Raw genomic sequence first — 18,902 nt, 5'->3', positions numbered from 1 at the left:
AGCGCGGCCCATGCGCACCGGCAGCCGCCAGATACGGACGATCGATCGAATTACCTGCCCGGTCCTGTGACGCCGGGGCCGGGATACCGCCGCCTTTTCCGATCCGTATTGCCGATATTGAGCCAGGGGCTCCGATCATGACCCGAGACTACAAAGACACCGTCTTCCTGCCGAAGACCGACTTCCCCATGCGTGCCGGCCTGCCCCAGAAGGAGCCGGAGATGCTCGAGCGCTGGGAGCGGATGGAGATCTGGAAGAAGCTGCGCGAGAGCTCGAAGGGCCGCGAGAAGTTCATCCTCCACGACGGCCCGCCCTACGCCAATGGCGACATCCACATGGGCCACGTCCTCAATAAGGTGCTGAAGGACGTCATCAACCGCTCACGGCAGATGATGGGCTATGACGCCAACTACGTCCCCGGCTGGGACTGTCACGGCCTGCCCATCGAGTGGAAGATCGAGGAGAAGTACCGCAAGGCCGGCCGCAACAAGGACGAGGTGCCGGTCAACGAGTTCCGCCGCGAATGCCGCGAGTTCGCCGATCACTGGATCGACGTGCAGCGCGAGGGCTTCAAGCGCCTCGGCGTCTTCGGCGACTGGGAGCGGCCCTATCTGACGATGGACTACAAGTCCGAGGCCGTCACCGTGGCCGAACTGCTCAAGTTCCTGATGGACGGCAGTCTCTACAAGGGCTCCAAGGCGGTGATGTGGTCAGTGGTCGAGAAGACCAGCTTGGCCGAGGCGGAGATCGAGTACCACGACCACACCTCGACGACGATCTGGGTGCGCTTTCCCGTCATCCGGACCGAGGATCCGGCGCTGGAAGGCGCCTCGATCGTGATCTGGACCACCACGCCCTGGACGATCCCGGGCAACCGCGCGCTCGCCTATGGCGAGGAGATCGATTACGGCGTCTACCAGGTGGAGGCCGTGGCGGAAGGCTCGCTGGCGAAGGCGGGCGAGAAGCTGGCGCTGGCCGACGCGCTGGCGGAGAGCGTGCGCGAGGCCGCCGGCATCGAGAGCTGGACGAAGGTGGCAGAGGTCACGAAGCCGGCCGGCACCGTCTGCCGCCATCCGCTGAGCGATCTGGGCTACACCTACGAGGACCGGCTGCTGCCGGCGGACTACGTCACCACCGACCAGGGCACGGGGTTCGTCCACATCGCACCGGGCCACGGCGCGGAGGACTTCGATCTGGGTGTCGAAAACGGCGTCGAAGTGCCTGATACCGTTGCCGAAGATGGTCTCTACTATCCGCATGTGCCGCACTTCGCCGGAATGCATGTCTTCAAGGTCGACGGTCCGATGATCGAGACGCTGACCGGGCATGGCGGCCTGCTGGCGCACGGCAAGATCACCCACTCCTATCCGCACAGCTGGCGCTCCAAGGCGCCGCTGATCTTCCGCAACGCGCCGCAGTGGTTCATCTCCATGGAGAAGACCGGCATCCGGGAGAAGGCGCTGAAGGCGATCTCGGAAACGGCGTTCTATCCGAAATCCGGCCAGCGCCGGCTGAACGGGATGATCGAGAACCGTCCTGACTGGCTGCTCTCGCGCCAGCGCGTCTGGGGCGTGCCGATCACCGTCTTCGTCGACAAGCGCACCGGCGAGCCGCTGCGCGACGAAAGGGTCAACGAAAGGATCCTCGAGGCGATCCAGGCCGAAGGCTGCGACGCCTGGTTCGGCAATGACGCCGCCTTCTTCCTAGGCGACGACTACAGCGCCGACGACTACGAGAAGGCCAGCGACATCCTGGACGTCTGGTTCGATTCAGGCACCACGCACGCCTTCTGCCTGGAGATGCGCGACGACCTGAAATGGCCCGCCGACCTTTATCTGGAGGGCACGGACCAGCATCGCGGCTGGTTCCATTCGTCGCTGCTGGAAAGCTGCGGCACGCGCGGCCGCGCGCCCTATGACGCGGTGCTGACCCACGGCTTCATCCTCGACGAGAAGGCCGAGAAGATGTCGAAGTCGTCCGGCAACGCGCTGGGGCCGAAGGACGTGTTCGGCCAGTACGGCGCCGATATCCTGCGGCTCTGGGTGGCCGCCGCCGACTATACCGAGGATCTGCGGTTCGGCCCCGGCATCCTGAAGGCGACCGCCGATTCCTACCGCCGGCTGCGCAACACGCTGCGCTTCCTGCTGGGCAATCTGCATGACTTCGAGGAGAGCGAGCGTCTGGACCCGGCGGAGATGCCGGAACTGGACCGCTACCTGCTGCATCGCCTGGCGGTGATGGACCGGACGGTGCGGGAGGCGCTGGCGGTCTACGACTTCCACGATGTCTTCGTCGCGCTGCACAATTTCTGCGCCATCGAGCTGTCGTCGTTCTACTTCGACATCCGCAAGGACGTGCTCTATTGCGACCGTCCGGATTCGATCCGCCGCCGCGCGACGCGCACGGTGCTCGACCGGCTCTATCACTGCCTGGTGACCTGGTTCGCGCCGATCCTCGCCTTCACCGCCGAGGAAGCCTGGCAGTCGCGCTATCCGGACGAGAACGACAGCGTTCACCTGAAGCTGTTCCCCGAGGCGCCGTCCGGCTGGCTGGACGACACGCTGGCGGAGAAGTGGAACCGCATCTTCGAGATCCGCCGGGTCGTCACCGGCGCGCTGGAGGTGGAGCGGCGCGAGAAGCGCATCGGTGCCAGCCTGCAGGCCTCGCCGGTCGTCTACCTGTCCGCGGACGACGCGTCGAAGCTGGAGGGTCTGGACATGGCGGGCCTGTTCATCACCTCGGGCGCGGCGGTTTCCACCGAACCCGCGCCGGCCGACGCCTTCCGCCTGGAAGACGTCGACGGCGTGGCCGTGAGCCCGCGCCGGGCCACCGGTGCCAAGTGCGGGCGCTGCTGGATGGTGCTGGAGGAAGTGCCCGAGGAGGGTGCGCTGTGCAACCGCTGCAGCGACGCCGTGGCCGTCCACGACGCCGCCGCCGCCTGAACCGGCTTCAGGCCCGGCGCGCCCTGGTCTGCCGGGGCTCGACGGCTTCGATCCCCAGCCGCTGGCAGGCCGCCTCCAGGATGCGGGCGAGGAACTCCGAATAGCGCAGCCCCTCCAGGCCCGCGGCGAGGTTCATCTTTCCGTCCCAGCACCAGCCCGGATTGGGATTCACCTCCAGCAGCCGGATCTGGCCGGCCGCATCGGCGCGGAAGTCGAAGCGGGCATAGTCGCGGCAGCCCAGCCGGTCGAACAGCCGGCTGGCATGGCTCACCAGCGCACGCTGGTCGTCGGCGGAAAGCCGCGCGCCCACATAGCGGATGTCGTTCCAGTAGGGCGAGTCGGGCTCGTACTTCGATTCATAGCCCAGAATCCGCGGCAGACCCTGGTCGAGGCGCCCGTAGTCGACTTCCAGCACGGGCAGGACATGGAACTCCCCGCCCGGGTTGCCGATCAGGCCGACGGTGTATTCGGCTCCCGTCAGGAACTCCTGGATGAGAATGGGACGTTCGCCGAACTCCCGCTTCAGCGTGTCGAGGCGCTGGATCAGGCCCGTGGTGTCGTGGACGATGGCGTCCTTGGTGATGCCGATGGAACTGTCGCCGAAATTGGGTTTCAGGATCGCCGGGAAGATGCCGGGCAGATTGGCGGCCTGATCCCCCGGCCTGAGATAGGTCTCCGCCGGCACCGGGATATCGAGAGAGGCCGCGACCGCGCGCACCAGCGCCTTGTCGTAGCAGGCGGCGAGACAGGCCGGACCCGCTCCCGTATAGGGCAGCTTCAGCAGATCGAGGCGCGCCGGGACGTGCAGTTCCTGGAAGGCGTCGTTGTTCCAGCCCTCGTCGCACAGGTTCAGCACCAGGTCGCAATGGGCGGCCTCCAGCGCGGTGTCGAAGGCGGCGTGGTTGTCCAGATAGCTGAAGCGGTAGCCCTCCAGCTCCGCCAGCGCATTCTTCAGCCGGTCGACGGTTGCGAAGTCCTCGGCATTGAACTGCCCGTTCAACTTCACCGAATCCGGCAGGGCGGGATCGCCGAGCAGGACCGCGACCTCCAGCGCCCGGTCGCGCTTGCGCCGGGTCGGTTGCCGCCGCGGCGCGATCGCCGTGACGATCTCCCGGTGGGCCATCATGCCGAGGTCCTGATTGCGCTCCGAACTGCCCGACAGGCGGCCGTGAAAGCGGACGTCGCCGAAACCCGCCCTTTCCAGCAGCGCGGCGATGCCGGCGCGGTTGTAGAGCCGTTCGGCGTAGAACTGGTCGGCAAGCACGCCGCGTTCGTCGTGGACCACCACCTCGCGGCTGATCAGCCGGCTGCCGTCGGCGGAAAGGCCGCGCTCGCGGCAGACGAAATGGTTCTGGTCGATCCATTCCCAGGAGCGCTTCTCGAAGTGCTCCCGAATCCAGTCGCCGTCCGTGAGGTCCAGATAGACGCGCCCGCCGGGTGCCAGGGCGCGCAGCGCGCGCTTCAGCACTTTCAGGTCGTCATCCTCGCTGGCGAAGTAGCCGAAGGAATTGCCCATCAGCATCACCAGGTCCTGGCTCATCTCGGCCACACGAAGCTGGCGCGCATCGCCCTCCCGAAACTGGATCGGCAGCGCGGCTGCCTCGGCGCGCTGGCGCGCCAGACGGATCAGGTAATGGGAGCGGTCGACGCCCGTGACATGGCGGAAGCCGCGCCGGGCCAGCTCGATGGCGTGGCGGCCCTGGCCGCAGCACAGATCGAGCACGCGGTCCGAGACGCCGACGCCGGTGGCCGAGAGCAGCAGGTCGATCTCGGCGGTCGTGGCGGCTGCGTTCTCCACCACGTCGCCGTCGGTCTTCAGATAGATGTCGTCGAAAAGGTCGCGCCACCACTCGGCGGGGAGATGGCTTTCCAGGTCCGCGATCGGGCCGAGAAAGGTCCGCGCGCGCGCGCCGCGGCCCTGAGGCTGCGAAGGGGATTTCGCCGTGACGCCACGGCGGGTAGGGGAGCTGGACACGGACGGTCTCTCCTTGCGCTCAAACGGTTTCGCTGCCGTGAGCGTCTGTGGATCCGTGCAGCTTGATGGCGCCATATACGCCGTTTTTTCCGGCTTGCAAGCGGTTGTGACAGACGCTGCGGATTCATGCGTCCGACGTAGTCCGGCATTGACAACAGCCTTGCGTCGCCTAGGTTTTAGAAGGTTTTGGCACGAACCTCTCGCCGGGTAATGGACCTGCCACATGCATGAGCCAGACTACTCGTCGATGTTCCTGAAAGAACTGACCAAACGCCGGAGCTGTTTTCCGGTGATCCATGAGACTGGGTGAACTGACTATGCCGATCGGAACTGTGAAATGGTTCAACACCGTCAAGGGCTATGGCTTCATTGCTCCGGAAGACGGGTCGCAGGATGTGTTCGTGCACATCTCCGCTGCCGAGCGCGCGGGCCTCGATGGTCTTCGTGACGGTCAGAAGCTTGAGTACGAACTCGCGAAGGGCCGTGACAACCGAATGTCCGCACAGGATCTGAAGGTGATCGACTGATCGTCGACTGACACGACCAGGGGACGATGCCGGCGGTCCCCGCCGACCATCCCGCGAAATCTCTGAACTGGCTGAACGGCACGTCTCAATCCCGCAGGAACGAGATGTGCCGTTGGCTTTTTCCGGCGATAGCGGGACCGGGCTTCCCAGCCGGCGCAACTACCAAGGAAAGGGCATCGCACATGGCTGAGGTAAAGACCGGCGATACCGTCCGAGTGCACTATGAAGGATCTCTGGAGGACGGTCGCAAGTTCGACAGTTCCCTCGACCGCGAGCCGATCGAGCTCACGGTGGGATCCGGCCAGGTGATTTCCGGCTTCGAGAATGCCGTCGTGGGCATGGAGGAAGGCGACTCCAGGACCGTCACCGTTCCGCCCGAGGAAGGCTATGGCCCGCACGATCCGAACCTGCTGCACAAGGTGGACCGGGAACAGGTGCCCGACGAGATCGACCTGCAGGTCGGCGCGCAGCTCCAGGCCACGGACCGTCAGGGCCAGGTGATCGCGCTGACCGTCGCCGATTTCGACGACAGCACCGTCACCCTGGACGCCAACCATCCGCTGGCCGGCCAGGATCTGACTTTCGACGTGAAGGTCGTCGAAATCGTCAAGTGAGGGGCGGGGCGGCTTCGGCCGCCCCCCGCCATTCCGGTTCCGACGATGCGCCGGCGCGGTGGCCGTACCGCGCCGGGCCGGGAGCCGTGCGCCCGTTCAGATCGTCATGACCACGTTCTCCGGCGTCTCGCCGCGGGCGATCCTGTCCAGGTTCGAGGCGACGAAGACCCAGCGGCGGTCGATCTGCTCCTGCGTCCAGCCGGAGTTGTGCGGCGTCATGATGACGTTGTCGAGTTCGTGCAAGGGATGGCGCGAGGGCCGGGGATTCGGCTCGTCCCGCCCGGGGTAGCGCCACCACACGTCGATGACCGCGCCGCCGATACGGCCGTTCTTCAGGGCGTCGTAGATCGCGTCCTCGTCGATGATGGCGCCCCGTCCGACATTGATGACAACTCCTGTCGGCTTCATCGCGCCAAGGCGGTCGGCGTCGAGCAGGCCCCGCGTGGCTTCGTTCAGCGGGCAGGCGACGACCACGTAGTCCGCCTCCGCCATCAGCCGGTCGATCTCCATGGTCGTGCCGTACCAGTCGAGAAGGTCCGGCGTCGGCTGCTTGCGCCGGCCGATGCCGATCACGTTCATGCCGAAAGCGCGGGCGCGGATCGCGACCTCGCGCCCGATATGGCCGTAACCCACGATGCCAACGGTCTTGCCGCGCACCTCGCCATGCACCGGTCCCTCGGCGGGGCCCTTGCCGTCCCAGCTTCTCTCGCGGAACCGGGCGGCGGTCTTCGACAGGCCGATTTCCCATTCCAGCATGGCCAGCAGGATGTACTCCGCGATCGAGGTTTCGTGTTCGTAGGTGTTGCAGACGCGGCAGCCCGCGGGGAGAACCTCCGGTTCCAGGAAATCATGGCCGGTGAAGGGTATCTGGTAGAGCTTCAGTCTGGGCGTCGCCGGCCACGGCCGGGCGATGTAGCCGCCCACGATGGCCTCTGCCTCCGGCGCCAGCCGCTCGAAAGCCGCCCGGTCCGCGGCCGGATCGCAGGCTTCGATGCGCCAGTCGGTCTCAAGGTGTCCGGCCAGAAAATTGGCCTTCTTCATGCTCTGCTTGCCCGCGAGCAGCAATAGTCGGGTCACGCGCTCCCCCTCCATGTCGGAACCGATGCGCGGCGAGAGTGCCGTCTGGGGCTTCGGGCCGCAATACTGCGGCAATGGTTGCGGCGGTCACTTGCCGGCAACGCGCCGCCTCCCCACACTTCAGGACGAAACCGACACACCCGTGGAGCACGTCATGATCCGTCGCCTTCTTGCACCCTGCCTGCTCGGTCTCGCCGTTGCCACGGCCGCCATGACAGACGCCAGGGCGGCCCGGGTCGCCGAAACCGACGAATTCCTGACCGGCGAGATTTCGGTCGAGCGCCGGATCCGTCTGCCCCAGGGCGGCGCGTCGGCGCGCATGCATGTCGATCTCGCCATCACCAATACCGGCGCGGAGGATCTGATCCTGCGCGCGCCGGCGGATTGCGCCGTCCACAACTGGATCATCGCCCTGCCGAACAACGACCCGGTGCTCTACGGCGTCGAACCGGACTGCAAGGGCGAGACCGTGGAAACCGTGATCGAGGCCGGCGGCACGCTGAAGGGCGGCAACTCGATCATGCTGCGATCCAACGATCTGGCGGTCGGCCAGCGCTACTACCTGATCTACGAGTACTGGGGCGTCCGCATGCGCACGCCGTTCCAGATCTTCGAGGACGACTGAGGTCAGGCCGCGCCGCGAAGTTCGGAGGTCCGCCGGGCGTCGACCGAGCGGCCGTCCGGTGCGATGGCGACGCCATAGGCCCGCTCGGCCGCTTCCGGGCTGACCACGCCGTCCATCACGTCGCGCAGCACCGCCTCGACGGACCGCGTCCGCGGATCGCCATAGCCGCCGCCGCCGGGTGAGTGGGCTTCCAGCAGGGCCGGCGGGAAGTGGCGCACGCCGTATTGCGGCGCCTCGAAATCCTCAGCCCCGGCAGGATGGAGGGTCATCGAGCCGGTCAGTCCGCCGCCGCCGCCCTTGATGCCGAAACCGGAGACCTGGCCGATTCCCTCGCCCCGGAAGGAGTAGGTCGCCTCGGTCAGGGTCTCGACGCGGTAGTCCACGCCGGTGCCGCCACGGAATTCGCCGGCGCCGCCGCCGTCGGTGCGGAATTCCTGCTGCAGGATGCGCACCGGATAGATCCGTTCGTAGGTCTCGGCATTGGGCAGGTGCAGCCCGCCCAGTGCGATCAGCAGGCCGATCTGGTTGAATCCGTCCCGGCCCCGGACCGCGCCGCCGGCGGCGTTGGCGGCCCAGTTGTACATCACGAAGGGCTCGGCGCTGCCCGCCGCCCGGCCCGAGGTGATGTTGTGGATGGTCTTGCCCCATCCGGCGCAGGCCCGGGACGGCACGGCGTCGCCCAGCGCCTTCCAGATGGCGTGGACGATTTCGTGCGCGACGAAGACCGTGCACATGGTCATCGGCGCCGGCGGGCGCGGGTTCACCACCGTGCCCAGCGGCGCGACGATCTTCACCGAGCGGAAGGCGCCTTCGTTGCGCGGCAGATCGGGATCGAAAAAGGAGGAAAGGGCCATGTAGACCGCGGAGTAGGTGTTGGCGATCGAGGAGTTCTTGAACCCCTTCATCTGCGGGTCGGTGCCGGTGAAGTCGACGGTCAGCCCGTCGGCCGTCCGGTCGATGCGGACGCGGATATGGATGTCGCGCTTCTCGAAGCAGTCGTTGTCGGTGATCTCCTCGGCCTCGTAGCGGCCGGGCGGAATTTCGGCGCAGGCCTCCCGGAAACGCATGTCGGCATAGTCGAGCAGCGCATCGAAATAGCCCGCGCCCTCGGCCCGGCCCAGGTCGCGCAGCAGTTCCTCGATCCGCTCCGCACCGATCCGCGTTGAGCCGATCATGGCGCGCAGGTCGCCGTCCATCAGTTCTGGCGTGCGGCTGTTGAGCAGCAGAAGCTGCCAGAGATCGTCGCGGGTCTCGCCCTTCTCGATCAGCCGGAGCGGGGGCAGGCGCAGCCCCTCGTGGAAGATCTCCGTCGCTTCCGGGTTGTAGGTGCCGGCGGCCCCGCCGCCGATGTCGGACTGGTGGGCCCGATTGCAGGCCCAGGCCGCCAGTTCGCCTTCGACGAAGACCGGCCGGGAAATCACCCAGTCGGGCAGGTGGTTGCCGCCGGCGACATAGGGGTCGTTGGAGAGAAAGACATCATCGGGGCGGATGCGCCCCTCGAACGCCTCGATCAGCGCCCGCACGGTGAAGCCGCCGCCGCCGGTGTGGATCGGGATCCCGTCGGCCTGGCTGATCAGCGTGCCGGCGGCGTCCGCGATGAAGCAGGAGAAGTCGTGGCTCTGGTTGAAGATCGGGCTGCGCGCCGTGCGGGTCATGACGAAGCCCATCTGGCGGGAGATGTGATCCAGCCGGTTCTGCACCAGCGCGAGCGTGACGGGATCGATGCTCATCGGTTCTCTCCGATCTCGATCATGTAGTGGCCATGGGTGTCGACACTGACGCGGTCGCCGTCGCCGGCCAGGATGGTGGTGGTGGGCGCCTCGATGATCAGCGGACCTTCGATCGTCGAGCCGGGCGTCATGTCTTCGGCGCGGTAGACGGGGACTTCCTGCCAGCTCGTGCGGGCGTCGACGAAACACCGCCGGTGGTCGATCGGCGCCGGAACGGCGTCCGCAGCGCCTGACGCCGGGGCGGGCGGCTGACGGTCGATGCGGCCCGTCGCGACCAGCCGCAGCGCCGTGATCAGGATCGTGCCGCCGGGCTGGATATGGCCGAAGCGGCGTTCGTGATCGGCCTCGAAGGCGCGCCGGATCGCAGCGCGGTCGAAGCCGTCGATGGCGGTGCGCAGAGACCATTGCTGGCCCTTGTAGCGGAGGTCGAGCACGCGCTGGAGATCCGCCGCCGCGCCCTCGAAGCCTTCCCTGGCCAGTGCGGCGCGGCCCTCCTCCAGCAGCGGCGCGAAACCTGCCTCCAGTTCGGCGTCCGGCGTGGCATCCAGATCGCCGTCCATGACCCTGAGCGAGTCCAGACGAACGTCCGACCAGAGCATGCCGAGCGCACAGAACGCGCCGGCCTGCTGCGGCGCGAAGACCCGTCGGCAGCCCAGCGTCCTGGCCACTGCCGCGCCGTGCATCGGGCCCGCGCCGCCGGCGGCGACGAGCGTGAACGCCTTGGGATCGTAGCCGCGCTCGACCGACAGCCGCTCGACCGCGTGCAGCAGGTTCTGCTCCAGCAGGCGAAGGATGCCGATCGCCGCGTCCTCGATCGACAGGCCGAGGGGCTTCGCGACATGGGTCTCGATGGCGCGCCGGGCGCGGTCGGGGTCGAGGGAGACCGCGCCGCCGCCCATCGGCCCGGGGCGCAGCCGGCCCAGCGCCAGATGCGCATCGGTCGCCGTTGGCCGGTCGTTGCCCTTTCCGTAGGCCGCGGGTCCGGGGTCCGCGCCGGCGCCTTCCGGGCCCACGCGGAGCATGCCGCCGGTGTCGACGCCGGCCAGCGTCCCGCCGCCCGCGCCGACGGTGTGAATGTCGATTGCGGGCGTCGCCAGGTGATAGCCGTCGATCTCGAGCTGGTCGGAAACCGGGGCCTCGCCGCCCGCCATCAGGGTGACGTCGCAACTGGTGCCGCCGATTTCCATGGCCACCAGGTCATCGAGACCCGTGAGCTGTCGGTAGAGCTTCAGCGCGCCCACGCCGGCCGCGGGTCCGGAAAGTGTCAGATTGACGGGACGTTCCGCCGCTTCCCGGACGGATACGACGCCGCCGTTCGACTGCACCAGCAGGATCGGGTTCGGCAGCCCGAGATCCAGCAGGCGGTCGTTGAGGCGCTGCAGGTAGCCGACGACTTTCGGGGCTACATAGGCATTCATGGCGACCGTCGAGCCGCGTTCGTATTCGCCCACCACCGGGTTGACCACGTGGGAGAGCGACATCCGCTCGCCGCTCCAGCGGTCGGCGAGCAGTTCCGCGACCCGCCGCTCCTGGACGCCGTCGGCATAGGCGTTGTGCAGGCAGACGGCGACGCTCTCCACGCCTTCGCGCGCGAAGACCTCGGCGGCGGCCCCGACATCGTCCTCGTCCAGGGGCGTGTCGACGCGGCCGTCCTTGTCGAGCCGCGCCTTGACCGGACGCCGGAGAAAGCGCGGCGCCAGCACCGGCGGGTTTGGCGCGCGGTGGTCCCACTGGTCGGCGCGGAAGCCGCGGCGGATCTCCAGGGCGTCGCGCAGCCCGTCGCTGACGATCATGCCGATGCGGGCGCCCTTCCTTTCCAGGATCGTGTTGGTGGCGATGGTGGAGCCGTGGACGAACAGGCGGCAGCCGGCGAGCAGTTCTCCCAGCGGCGCGCCAAGTTCCCCGGCGGCGTGTTCCAGCACGCCGATGACGCCGGCGGCCGGGTCGCTCGGCACCGAGGGCGACTTGAAGACGCGCAGCGCGCCCGCGGCGTCCACGAGCGCCATGTCCGTGAACGTGCCGCCGACATCGACGCCGATGCGCCATGGCGGTCGAATGCTGTCGTCCTTCAAGCCTGTCCTCCCCCTCGCGTGGCCGGCAGTGTCGCGCGCGGCCGCCCCGACTTCAATGCAGTGCCTTCTGTCGTTGCGGGACTTGATCCCGGAACGCAGTAATGCGGCAATGTCGGCCCGCCCCGGGATCGAGTCCCGGGGCGGGCCGAGACGGCTGCAACTGCCGTGCTCGACCGTGGCAACAGGGGAGGTCGCCGCCATGTTTCCCGATCCCGAATCGCGCTCCGCGAAGCTGACCCAGCGCGCCATGCAGGTGTTGCCCGACGGCGGCAGCCGCTCCACGACACGTCTCACGCCGCACGCGATCTACGTGAAGGAAGGCCATGGCTCGAAGGTGGTCGATGTCGACGGCAACGAACTGATCGACTTCAACAACAATTTCACCTCCCTGATCCACGGCCACGCCCATGCGGGCGTCGTCGCCGCGCTGCAGGAACAGGCGGCGCGCGGCACCGCGTTCTCCTTCGCCACGGAAGCGGAGATCGAACTGGCCGAGACGCTGACGGCGCGGGTCGAGGGCTGGGACATGATCCGGTTCTGCAACTCGGGCTCGGAAGCGGTGATGAACGCGATCAAGGCGGCGCGGGCCTATACCGGGCGTCCCCGCATCGCCAAATGCGAGGGCGCCTATCACGGCTCCTACGACTTCGCCGAGGTGAGCCTGGGCGCCGGTCCGGAGAGCTGGGGCGCCGCCGAGAAGCCCCGGAGCGTGGCCTACAGCCGCGGCACGCCGCAGGGCGTCCTTTCGGACGTGGTCGTCATTCCGTTCAACGACCCGGAGCGGGCGGAGGCGATCCTGAACGAATACGCCGACGAACTGGCCGGCATCCTGTTCGATCCGGTGTCGACGCAGATCGGCCTGTTGCCGCCCAGTCAGGCCTTTCTTGACGTGCTGACCCGATTCCGCGCCCGCACCGGCGCGCTGCTGATCTTCGACGAGGTGATCGCCTTCCGCCAGGCTCTCGGCGGCACCCAGTCGCTGATGGGCATTCGTCCGGATTTCACGGCGCTGGGCAAGATCATCGGCGGCGGTCTGGCGGTCGGCGCCGTCGCCGGCGACCGGGAGCACATGAGCGTCTTCGAGGTCAGCGGCGCCAAGGCCCCTCTGCCGCATGGCGGCACCTTCAACGCCAACCCCATGACCATGGCGGCGGGCCGCGCGGCCATGGCCGACTGGACGCAGGAAGCCGTCGAGGCGCTGAACGCGAAGGGCGAGCGTTGCCGGGAGATGCTGCGCGAGGCGATCCGTATCGCCAACGTGCCGGGGCAGGTGACCGGCGGGGGGTCGCTGTTCCGCCTGCATCTCCACGGTCGGCGGATGGAGACCTATCGCGACGCCTATCCGCAGGGGCAGGAGGCGGAACGGATCCCCGCACTGCACCGCCACCTGATCGGCGGCGGGATTTTCGCCTCAGGCTATGGGCTGGGATGTCTGTCCACGGCAACCACGGACGGGGACATCGAGCGGCTGGCCGAGACGACGGTGTCCGCCTACCGCGCCATGCGGGACGAGGGGCTCTACGACACGAATTCGTAAAGAACGGGGTTCGGTTTCGGGACGTACCTGTTAGTATCCGGGCCTACTTCGTTGCCGCCGAGGGTGAGTGGGGGCGGATTGTTCAAGAAGGACGGCGCAAAGCCGTCAGAGGCGGGGAGATTGCGAATGCGGTCCGCGATGCGGGAGGAGATCGCGCGGCTGAAGCGCGAGCGTATTCTGGAAGAGGCGCGCCAGCTCTTCTTCGAGAGAGGCTACCAGGGGACGACGCTCGACGCCGTGGCCAAGCGTTTGGAGGTCACCAAGCCCTTCATCTACTCCCACTTCGAGAACAAGGCGGCGCTGCTGGGCGAGATTTCCGAGCGCGGCACGGCCAGGTCGCTGGAAGCGATCACCAGGGCGCATGACCGCGAGGGCGATCCGAAGATGCGTCTGGCCGACGCCGTCGAGGAATTCGTGCAGGTGCTGATCGACCATCGCGCCAATGTCGCCGTCTACTTCCGCGAACAGCAGTACGTTCCCGAGGAATCGGCCCGGAAGATCGACGACATGCGTGCGGAGTTCGACACGAAGCTGGCGGCGCTCATCCAGGAAGGGGTCGACAAGGGCCAGTTCCGCGTGCGCGACGTGGGCATGGCGACGCTGGCGCTCGGTGGCATGATCTCCTGGATGTACACATGGCACCGGCCCGGCGGGCGGCTTTCCGACGCCGAGGTGCGGGCCAACATGCTCGAACTGGTCATGAACATGCTGCGCGCCAGCGTTGGAGCCTGACCGATGACCCTGCCCGTCTATGACTGGATTTCCCACCACGCCGGGGTGACGCCCGAGGCGATGGCCGTCATCGACCTGTATTCCGGGCGGCGGCAGACCTACCGGGACTTCGACGCCAGGGTGGACGCCTGCGCGCTCTACCTGCGCGACGGCCTGGGCGTCGGCAAGGGCGACAGGGTGGCGATGCTCGCCCACAACTCGTCGGACCATTTCGAGGTGGAGTTCGCCTGCCGGCGGATCGGTGCGATCTTCCTGCCGCTGAACTGGCGCCTCGCTGTACCGGAGCTGGAATTCATCGTCGGCGACGCCGACCCGAAGGCGCTGATCGCCGGCGCCGAGTTCATGGATGCCGCCCGCGTGGTCGCGAAGACGGTCGGCACGCCGCATCTGGTCCAGTGCGCCGACGGCGAACCCAGCGACTACGAAAAGGGGCTCGCGGCCACCCGCGGCAAGTGCCCGATCGAGCCGCTGGTCCACGATGACACCTGGGCGCTGGTCTACACCTCCGGCACCACGGGGCGGCCGAAGGGCGCGCGCATCACCCATGGCCAGGCCTTCTTCAACGCCGTGAACGCGGCGATGAAGTGCGAGCTGACCTGCCGCTCGGTCGGGCTGGTCTTCCTGCCGCTCTTTCACGTCGGCGGTCTGCAACTCTTCGCCAATCCGAACTTCCACATCGGCGCCACCAACGTCGTGATGCGCACCTTCGATCCGCTGCACTTCCTGAACGTGCTGTCGGATCCGGAGCTGGGCGTCAGCCACGCCTTCGGCGTGCCCACAAACTTTCTCTTCGCCTCCCAGCTGGAGGAATTCGCGGACGCCGACCTCTCGCGCATCGTCTGCCTCGGCATCGGCGGCGCGGCCTGCCCGCAGAGCCTGCTGGAGACCTATGCCGAGCGGGACATCATCTTGCAGAACGGTTGGGGCATGACCGAGACCTGCACGCTGGGCACGCTTCTGCCCAGGCATCGGGCCATGGAGAAGATCGGCTCGGCCGGGCAGGCGGTGATGCATACCTCGGTGCGCGTCGTCGACGAGCAGGGCCGGGACGTCCCCGCCGGCGTCAACGGCGAACTCTGGATCAAGGGGCCGACGATCACGCCGGGCTACTGGAACCGGCCGGACGCCAACGCGACCGAGTTCACCGACGGCTGGTTCCATACCGGCGACGCCGCCTGCATGGACGAGGAAGGCTTCGTCACCATCGTCGACCGCTACAAGGACATGTTCATCTCCGGCGGCGAGAACGTCTATCCGGCCGAGATCGAGAACGTGATCTACGGGTTGGACGGCGTCGCCGAGACCGCGGTGATCGGGGTGGCGGACGACCGCTGGGGGGAGGTAGGACGCGCCTTCGTGGTCACCCGGCAGGGTTCGAACCTGACCGAGGACGCGATCATCGGCCATTGCCGCGACAACCTGGCGAAGTTCAAGGTGCCGAAGTCGGTCCGCTTCATGGACGAGCTGCCGCACAACGCCACCGGCAAGGTCACCAAGCACCAACTGCCGCGGGACTGACGGCGCGGCCATCCGGGGCCGACGGAACATCGAACGCTGGAGGAACGCATGGGCGCGCTGGACGGCCTGAAAGTCATCGACCTGACCCGCGTGCTGGGCGGACCCTACTGCACCCAGATCCTGGCCGATCACGGCGCGGACGTGATCAAGCTGGAACCGCCGCAGGGCGACGAGACCCGAGACTGGGGCCCGCCGTTCAAGGCCGGTCTCTCGGCCTATTTCTCCGGCGTCAACCGCAACAAGCGCTCACTCGGCCTCGATCTCGGCAAGCCGGAGGGGCGGGAGGTGCTGTTCACCCTGCTGGAAGGCGCCGATGTCCTGATCGAGAACTTCAAGCCGGGCAGCCTCGAGAAATGGGGGCTCGGCTACCGCGAGGTGCTGGCCGAGCGCTTTCCGAAACTGGTGCATTGCCAGATCTCCGGATTCGGCGGCAATGGCCCTTTCGGCGGCCAGCCGGGCTATGATGCCGCGATCCAGGCCTGGGCCGGGCTGCTGTCGGTCAACGGCTCGCCCGAATCGGGGGCGATGCGCCTCGGCATTCCGCTGGTGGATCTCGGCACCGGTCTCTATGCCGCCATCGGCATCCTCTCCGCACTCTACGAGCGCGAACGCTCCGGCCGGGGCCAGTTCATCGAGGCGACGCTCTACGACTGCGGTTTTGCGCTGCAGCACCCGCATGCGCCGAATTTCTACCAGTCCGGCAACGCGCCGAAGCTGACCGGCAACGGCCATCCCAACGTCTTTCCCTACGACCTCTACAGGACGAAGGGGCGCGACGTCTTTCTGGCGGTTGGCAATGACCGGCAGTTCCGCCGCCTGATGGACGTGCTGGGCCGGCCCGAGGTGGCCGGCGATCCGCGCTTCGGCAACAACGCGGAGCGTTCCGGCCATCGCGAGACGCTGAATGCCATCCTGATACCGCTGATCGCCGAATGGGACGGCGAGGAACTGGCGACGACGCTGATGCGCAACGGGGTGCCCGCGGGCGCGGCGCTCACGGTCCCCGATGTCGCCGAACACCCGCACACGGTGGCGCGGGAGATGGTGGTCCGGAGCGGCCCCTATACCGGCACGGGCATCCCGGTGAAGCTGTCCCGTACGCCGGGCCAGGTGCGGCGCATTCCGCCCGGCTTCGGCGAGCAGGGCCGCGACATCCTCAGGGAAGCGGGTCTGGACGAGGAGGCCATCGACAAGCTCTACGCCGCCGGCATCGCGCTGGAACAGCGGCGTTCCTGACAGCCGCGGCGGCCCCCGGCGTTACAGGGATTCCTCGTTCATGGCGAGTTCGCTCTCGACGGGCTGCCAGCTTTCGCCGGTGGCCATGACGCAGGATACGCCGTCGGGGCGGGTGGCGATCATGGTCCAGGTCTGGCCGTTCTCGCCGGAAGAAAGGATCTCGACCACCGCGCCGGAGGAGGTCAGCCCCATGGCGACAGGCTTCTCCTGGTAGCCGCGGGACAGCTTCTCGACCACGTTCTCGCGTTCGCCGCACAGCAACTGGGCGTTGGCCGCGGTCGCGGCCGCGACGATTCCGGCGGCCGCGATCAGTCCAGTGGCGATCTTTCTCATTGTCGGACTCCATGTCTGGCCGGTTCGACCCGGCTCTTGCCCTGTTCCTGTGCTTGACAGGTACGCTACAGGCTTGATGGAGGTCGATATGGGGGCGCAGGGGGCGCGATGAAGCGGGCTGTGCGGTTCCGGCGCACAAGGTCCCCGACAGGTCACAGAGCTGCCCTCGGCGGCGGATGCGGTTGCCAGCCGGGCCGGGCTGCGCCAAGCGGGTTGCGTTGGCCTGCCCTCGCGCTTTATACCCGGCGGCGGAGAGGTGGCCGAGTGGTCGAAGGCGCTCCCCTGCTAAGGGAGTAGGGACTAATCCTCCCTCGTGGGTTCGAATCCCATCCTCTCCGCCAGCCTTTTTTGCCAGTTCGAGCGGACGCCAATTGGCGGTCCCTGGCTGCATGCGGGTCGACGCCGGGCTCCTGCCGGCCTGCGGTCGTTCGGCTCCTCCATTCTTCCCCAGGGGAAACTATGGCATGATCGGGTTTCTGGCCCGACCGTCGCGATTCGAAACCTGCGGAACCGGCGTGGAGAGACGGCGATGGACGAGAACGGTTCGGCGCACAGCCGCCAGTACTTCCTGAGTTACCGCGACCTGCGAAAGCTGGTCGGTCTGCTGGGAATGATCCTGCCGGTGGCCGTCGTGGTGCGGGGCTTCCTGGAGTTCGGTCTGGATATCCCCTCATCGATCAGCGCGTACTATTATACCAACGCGGACGCGGTGCTTGTCGGCACCCTGTTCGCGATCGGCGTGTTCCTGCTCGCCTATCGCGGACCGAAGGGGGAGGACCGCGTGCCCGGCCGGATCGCCGGCCTCGGCGCGATCGGCGTCGCGCTGTTTCCGACCGGGTATCCCGACCATCTCCCCGAAGGCGCGCGCTGCGCGGCGGTCGACGGGCTGCCGCCGCCAAGCTGTGTGCCGCAGTTCGTCGCCGGCGACTATGTTCATCTCGCGGCTGCCGCCGTCTTCTTCCTGACGCTGGCCTTTCTGGCCTATTTCCGCTTCACGCTGTCGGGCCTGCCGAGCGAGGCAAGGTTGCCGCGGCAGAAGGCGCGCCGTAACCGCATCTACCGGACCTGTGCGGTGGTCATGGTGGCGATGCTGGCCCTGATCATCATCGACGGCGAGGTGGGACTGGGCGAGGCCATCGGCACCAGGGCGCTGGTGACCTGGCTGGAGACGATCGCGATCTGGGCGTTCGGGTTCGCCTGGCTGACCAAGGGGCAGGCCCTGTTTCCCGATGAGACGGCCGCTTCGGAACAGCGGACGGGCACGGCGCAGGCGGTCTGAAGGGACAAAAGGCCGTTGCATTCAATGGCGAATAAATGAAACAGTAACTTAACGATCGGGCTATCGTGATCTTCCCCGATGACCAAGTGTAGCGCCGGACAAGTAACTGGGATCGGATGAAGCGATGTCTGCCAACGAGCATCGGCAACGTCGGTTGTTGCGGTATACGACCGAGGTTCTCCATCTGGAGCGCGACAGCATCGACAGGCTTCCCGAGGCGCGCCTGCCGGCGGATCTGCGGGAGTTCGCCGATGTCTGGCTGAAGTTGCGCGGCGACCGCGCGGCGCCGCTGAAGCGCGATATCGGCCCCTTTTCCATACCCGCGCGCCTGCTGCCCAACATCATGCTCTGGGAGATCCTGGAGGACGACTATCTCTGCCGCCTGGCGGGCACCGGCCTGCGGGTGCGGTCGGAGAAGGAACTGAGCGGCTGTCTGCTGAGCGACCTCTACGGTGACACCGACCATGACGCCTGGGACGAGTTCGACGGCGTCGCGCAAGGCGGCGTCTATTCCCTGGTGGAACGGGCGGTGATCTGGGACGAGCTGCCGACGTCGATCCGCACGCGTCTGTTGTTGCCGCTGCTCAGCGATGATGGCGATGCGCGCTACATGGTGGCGCTGATCGGGCCCAGTTTCCGCTACGAATGGGAGCCCGGGTTCGGTGCGGTCCGCGCGGAGAACGCCCCGCCCGACTGACCGCGCGG

General features: G+C 67.4%; 15 protein-coding genes and 1 tRNA gene. 11 read left to right on the top strand and 5 right to left on the bottom strand.

Features of this window, described 5'->3' with window-relative positions; genetic code table 11:
- Positions 1-137 precede the first annotated feature (137 nt).
- On the top strand, positions 138-2,942 hold the full coding sequence (locus TEF_13555) for an isoleucine--tRNA ligase (GenBank protein ANK81708.1): 2,805 nt from the start codon (positions 138-140) through the stop codon (positions 2,940-2,942).
- A gap of 7 nt (positions 2,943-2,949) precedes the next feature.
- Here the strand turns inward: TEF_13555 and TEF_13550 are convergent, their stop codons facing one another.
- Positions 2,950-4,917, bottom strand: a complete 1,968-nt coding sequence (locus TEF_13550; GenBank protein ID ANK81707.1) for a D-alanine--D-alanine ligase — start codon at positions 4,915-4,917, stop codon at positions 2,950-2,952.
- Between the two features lie 317 nt (positions 4,918-5,234).
- On the opposite strand from TEF_13550, the gene TEF_13545 reads away from it, so the two are divergent.
- Both TEF_13545 and TEF_13540 read left to right on the top strand, forming a co-directional pair.
- Positions 5,235-5,444, top strand: a complete 210-nt coding sequence (locus TEF_13545) for a cold-shock protein (GenBank protein ID ANK81706.1) — start codon at positions 5,235-5,237, stop codon at positions 5,442-5,444.
- Between the two features lie 182 nt (positions 5,445-5,626).
- Positions 5,627-6,058: a peptidylprolyl isomerase gene (locus TEF_13540; protein ID ANK81705.1), complete on the top strand. Its 432-nt coding sequence runs from the start codon at positions 5,627-5,629 to the stop codon at positions 6,056-6,058.
- 96 nt (positions 6,059-6,154) lie between these two features.
- Here TEF_13540 and TEF_13535 read toward each other — a convergent pair whose 3' ends face one another.
- The gene (locus TEF_13535; GenBank protein ANK81704.1) at positions 6,155-7,123 is read right to left on the bottom strand and encodes a hypothetical protein; all 969 of its coding nucleotides are present in this window, start codon (positions 7,121-7,123) and stop codon (positions 6,155-6,157) included.
- A 166-nt stretch (positions 7,124-7,289) separates the two neighbouring features.
- On the opposite strand from TEF_13535, the gene TEF_13530 reads away from it, so the two are divergent.
- On the top strand, positions 7,290-7,760 hold the full coding sequence (locus TEF_13530) for a hypothetical protein (GenBank protein ANK81703.1): 471 nt from the start codon (positions 7,290-7,292) through the stop codon (positions 7,758-7,760).
- 2 nt (positions 7,761-7,762) lie between these two features.
- On the opposite strand, the gene TEF_13525 is transcribed toward TEF_13530, so the two are convergent.
- Complete coding sequence (locus TEF_13525) at positions 7,763-9,490, bottom strand: hydantoinase (protein ANK81702.1); 1,728 nt, start codon at positions 9,488-9,490, stop codon at positions 7,763-7,765.
- On the bottom strand, positions 9,487-11,496 hold the full coding sequence (locus TEF_13520; protein ID ANK81701.1) for a hypothetical protein: 2,010 nt from the start codon (positions 11,494-11,496) through the stop codon (positions 9,487-9,489). Before TEF_13520 ends, TEF_13525 begins: the two co-directional genes overlap by 4 nt.
- A gap of 265 nt (positions 11,497-11,761) precedes the next feature.
- Between TEF_13520 and TEF_13515 the strand changes: the two genes are divergently transcribed.
- The 4 genes from TEF_13515 (at position 11,762) to TEF_13500 (ending at position 16,585) form a co-directional block, all read left to right on the top strand.
- A complete protein-coding gene (locus tag TEF_13515) occupies positions 11,762-13,099 on the top strand; it encodes a hypothetical protein (GenBank protein ID ANK81700.1) in 1,338 nt (445 codons plus the stop codon).
- Positions 13,100-13,225: 126 nt separating this feature from the next.
- Positions 13,226-13,831: a hypothetical protein gene (locus TEF_13510; protein ANK81699.1), complete on the top strand. Its 606-nt coding sequence runs from the start codon at positions 13,226-13,228 to the stop codon at positions 13,829-13,831.
- A gap of 3 nt (positions 13,832-13,834) precedes the next feature.
- Positions 13,835-15,349: an acid--CoA ligase gene (locus tag TEF_13505; protein ANK81698.1), complete on the top strand. Its 1,515-nt coding sequence runs from the start codon at positions 13,835-13,837 to the stop codon at positions 15,347-15,349.
- A gap of 48 nt (positions 15,350-15,397) precedes the next feature.
- On the top strand, positions 15,398-16,585 hold the full coding sequence (locus TEF_13500; protein ID ANK81697.1) for a hypothetical protein: 1,188 nt from the start codon (positions 15,398-15,400) through the stop codon (positions 16,583-16,585).
- Positions 16,586-16,606: 21 nt separating this feature from the next.
- Here the strand turns inward: TEF_13500 and TEF_13495 are convergent, their stop codons facing one another.
- Positions 16,607-16,918, bottom strand: a complete 312-nt coding sequence (locus TEF_13495) for a hypothetical protein (protein ANK81696.1) — start codon at positions 16,916-16,918, stop codon at positions 16,607-16,609.
- A gap of 250 nt (positions 16,919-17,168) precedes the next feature.
- Between TEF_13495 and TEF_13490 the strand changes: the two genes are divergently transcribed.
- From TEF_13490 to TEF_13480, 3 genes are all read left to right on the top strand, one after another.
- A tRNA-Ser gene (locus TEF_13490) sits at positions 17,169-17,259 on the top strand.
- A 188-nt stretch (positions 17,260-17,447) separates the two neighbouring features.
- Positions 17,448-18,197 carry a hypothetical protein gene (locus TEF_13485; protein ANK81695.1) on the top strand — a complete coding sequence of 250 codons (750 nt, stop codon included), beginning with the start codon at positions 17,448-17,450 and terminating at the stop codon, positions 18,195-18,197.
- A 157-nt stretch (positions 18,198-18,354) separates the two neighbouring features.
- On the top strand, positions 18,355-18,894 hold the full coding sequence (locus TEF_13480) for a hypothetical protein (protein ID ANK81694.1): 540 nt from the start codon (positions 18,355-18,357) through the stop codon (positions 18,892-18,894).
- Positions 18,895-18,902 lie beyond the last annotated feature (8 nt).

The organism is Rhizobiales bacterium NRL2 (assembly GCA_001664005.1).
In the GTDB taxonomy this organism is placed as follows: Bacteria; Pseudomonadota; Alphaproteobacteria; order Minwuiales; family Minwuiaceae; genus Minwuia.
Note: the sequence above shows the minus strand (reverse complement) of the source record. Positions and strands in the feature narration are given on the sequence as shown.

Coding starts and splice junctions, on each gene's coding strand:
- TEF_13495 (ANK81696.1), bottom strand. CDS start 16,918: ATGAGAAAGATCGCCACTGGACTGATCGCGGCCGCCGGAATCGTCGCG.
- TEF_13540 (ANK81705.1), top strand. CDS start 5,627: ATGGCTGAGGTAAAGACCGGCGATACCGTCCGAGTGCACTATGAAGGA.
- TEF_13510 (ANK81699.1), top strand. CDS start 13,226: ATGCGGTCCGCGATGCGGGAGGAGATCGCGCGGCTGAAGCGCGAGCGT.
- TEF_13525 (ANK81702.1), bottom strand. CDS start 9,490: ATGAGCATCGATCCCGTCACGCTCGCGCTGGTGCAGAACCGGCTGGAT.
- TEF_13500 (ANK81697.1), top strand. CDS start 15,398: ATGGGCGCGCTGGACGGCCTGAAAGTCATCGACCTGACCCGCGTGCTG.
- TEF_13485 (ANK81695.1), top strand. CDS start 17,448: ATGGACGAGAACGGTTCGGCGCACAGCCGCCAGTACTTCCTGAGTTAC.
- TEF_13545 (ANK81706.1), top strand. CDS start 5,235: ATGCCGATCGGAACTGTGAAATGGTTCAACACCGTCAAGGGCTATGGC.
- TEF_13530 (ANK81703.1), top strand. CDS start 7,290: ATGATCCGTCGCCTTCTTGCACCCTGCCTGCTCGGTCTCGCCGTTGCC.
- TEF_13520 (ANK81701.1), bottom strand. CDS start 11,496: ATGGCGCTCGTGGACGCCGCGGGCGCGCTGCGCGTCTTCAAGTCGCCC.
- TEF_13505 (ANK81698.1), top strand. CDS start 13,835: ATGACCCTGCCCGTCTATGACTGGATTTCCCACCACGCCGGGGTGACG.
- TEF_13515 (ANK81700.1), top strand. CDS start 11,762: ATGTTTCCCGATCCCGAATCGCGCTCCGCGAAGCTGACCCAGCGCGCC.
- TEF_13555 (ANK81708.1), top strand. CDS start 138: ATGACCCGAGACTACAAAGACACCGTCTTCCTGCCGAAGACCGACTTC.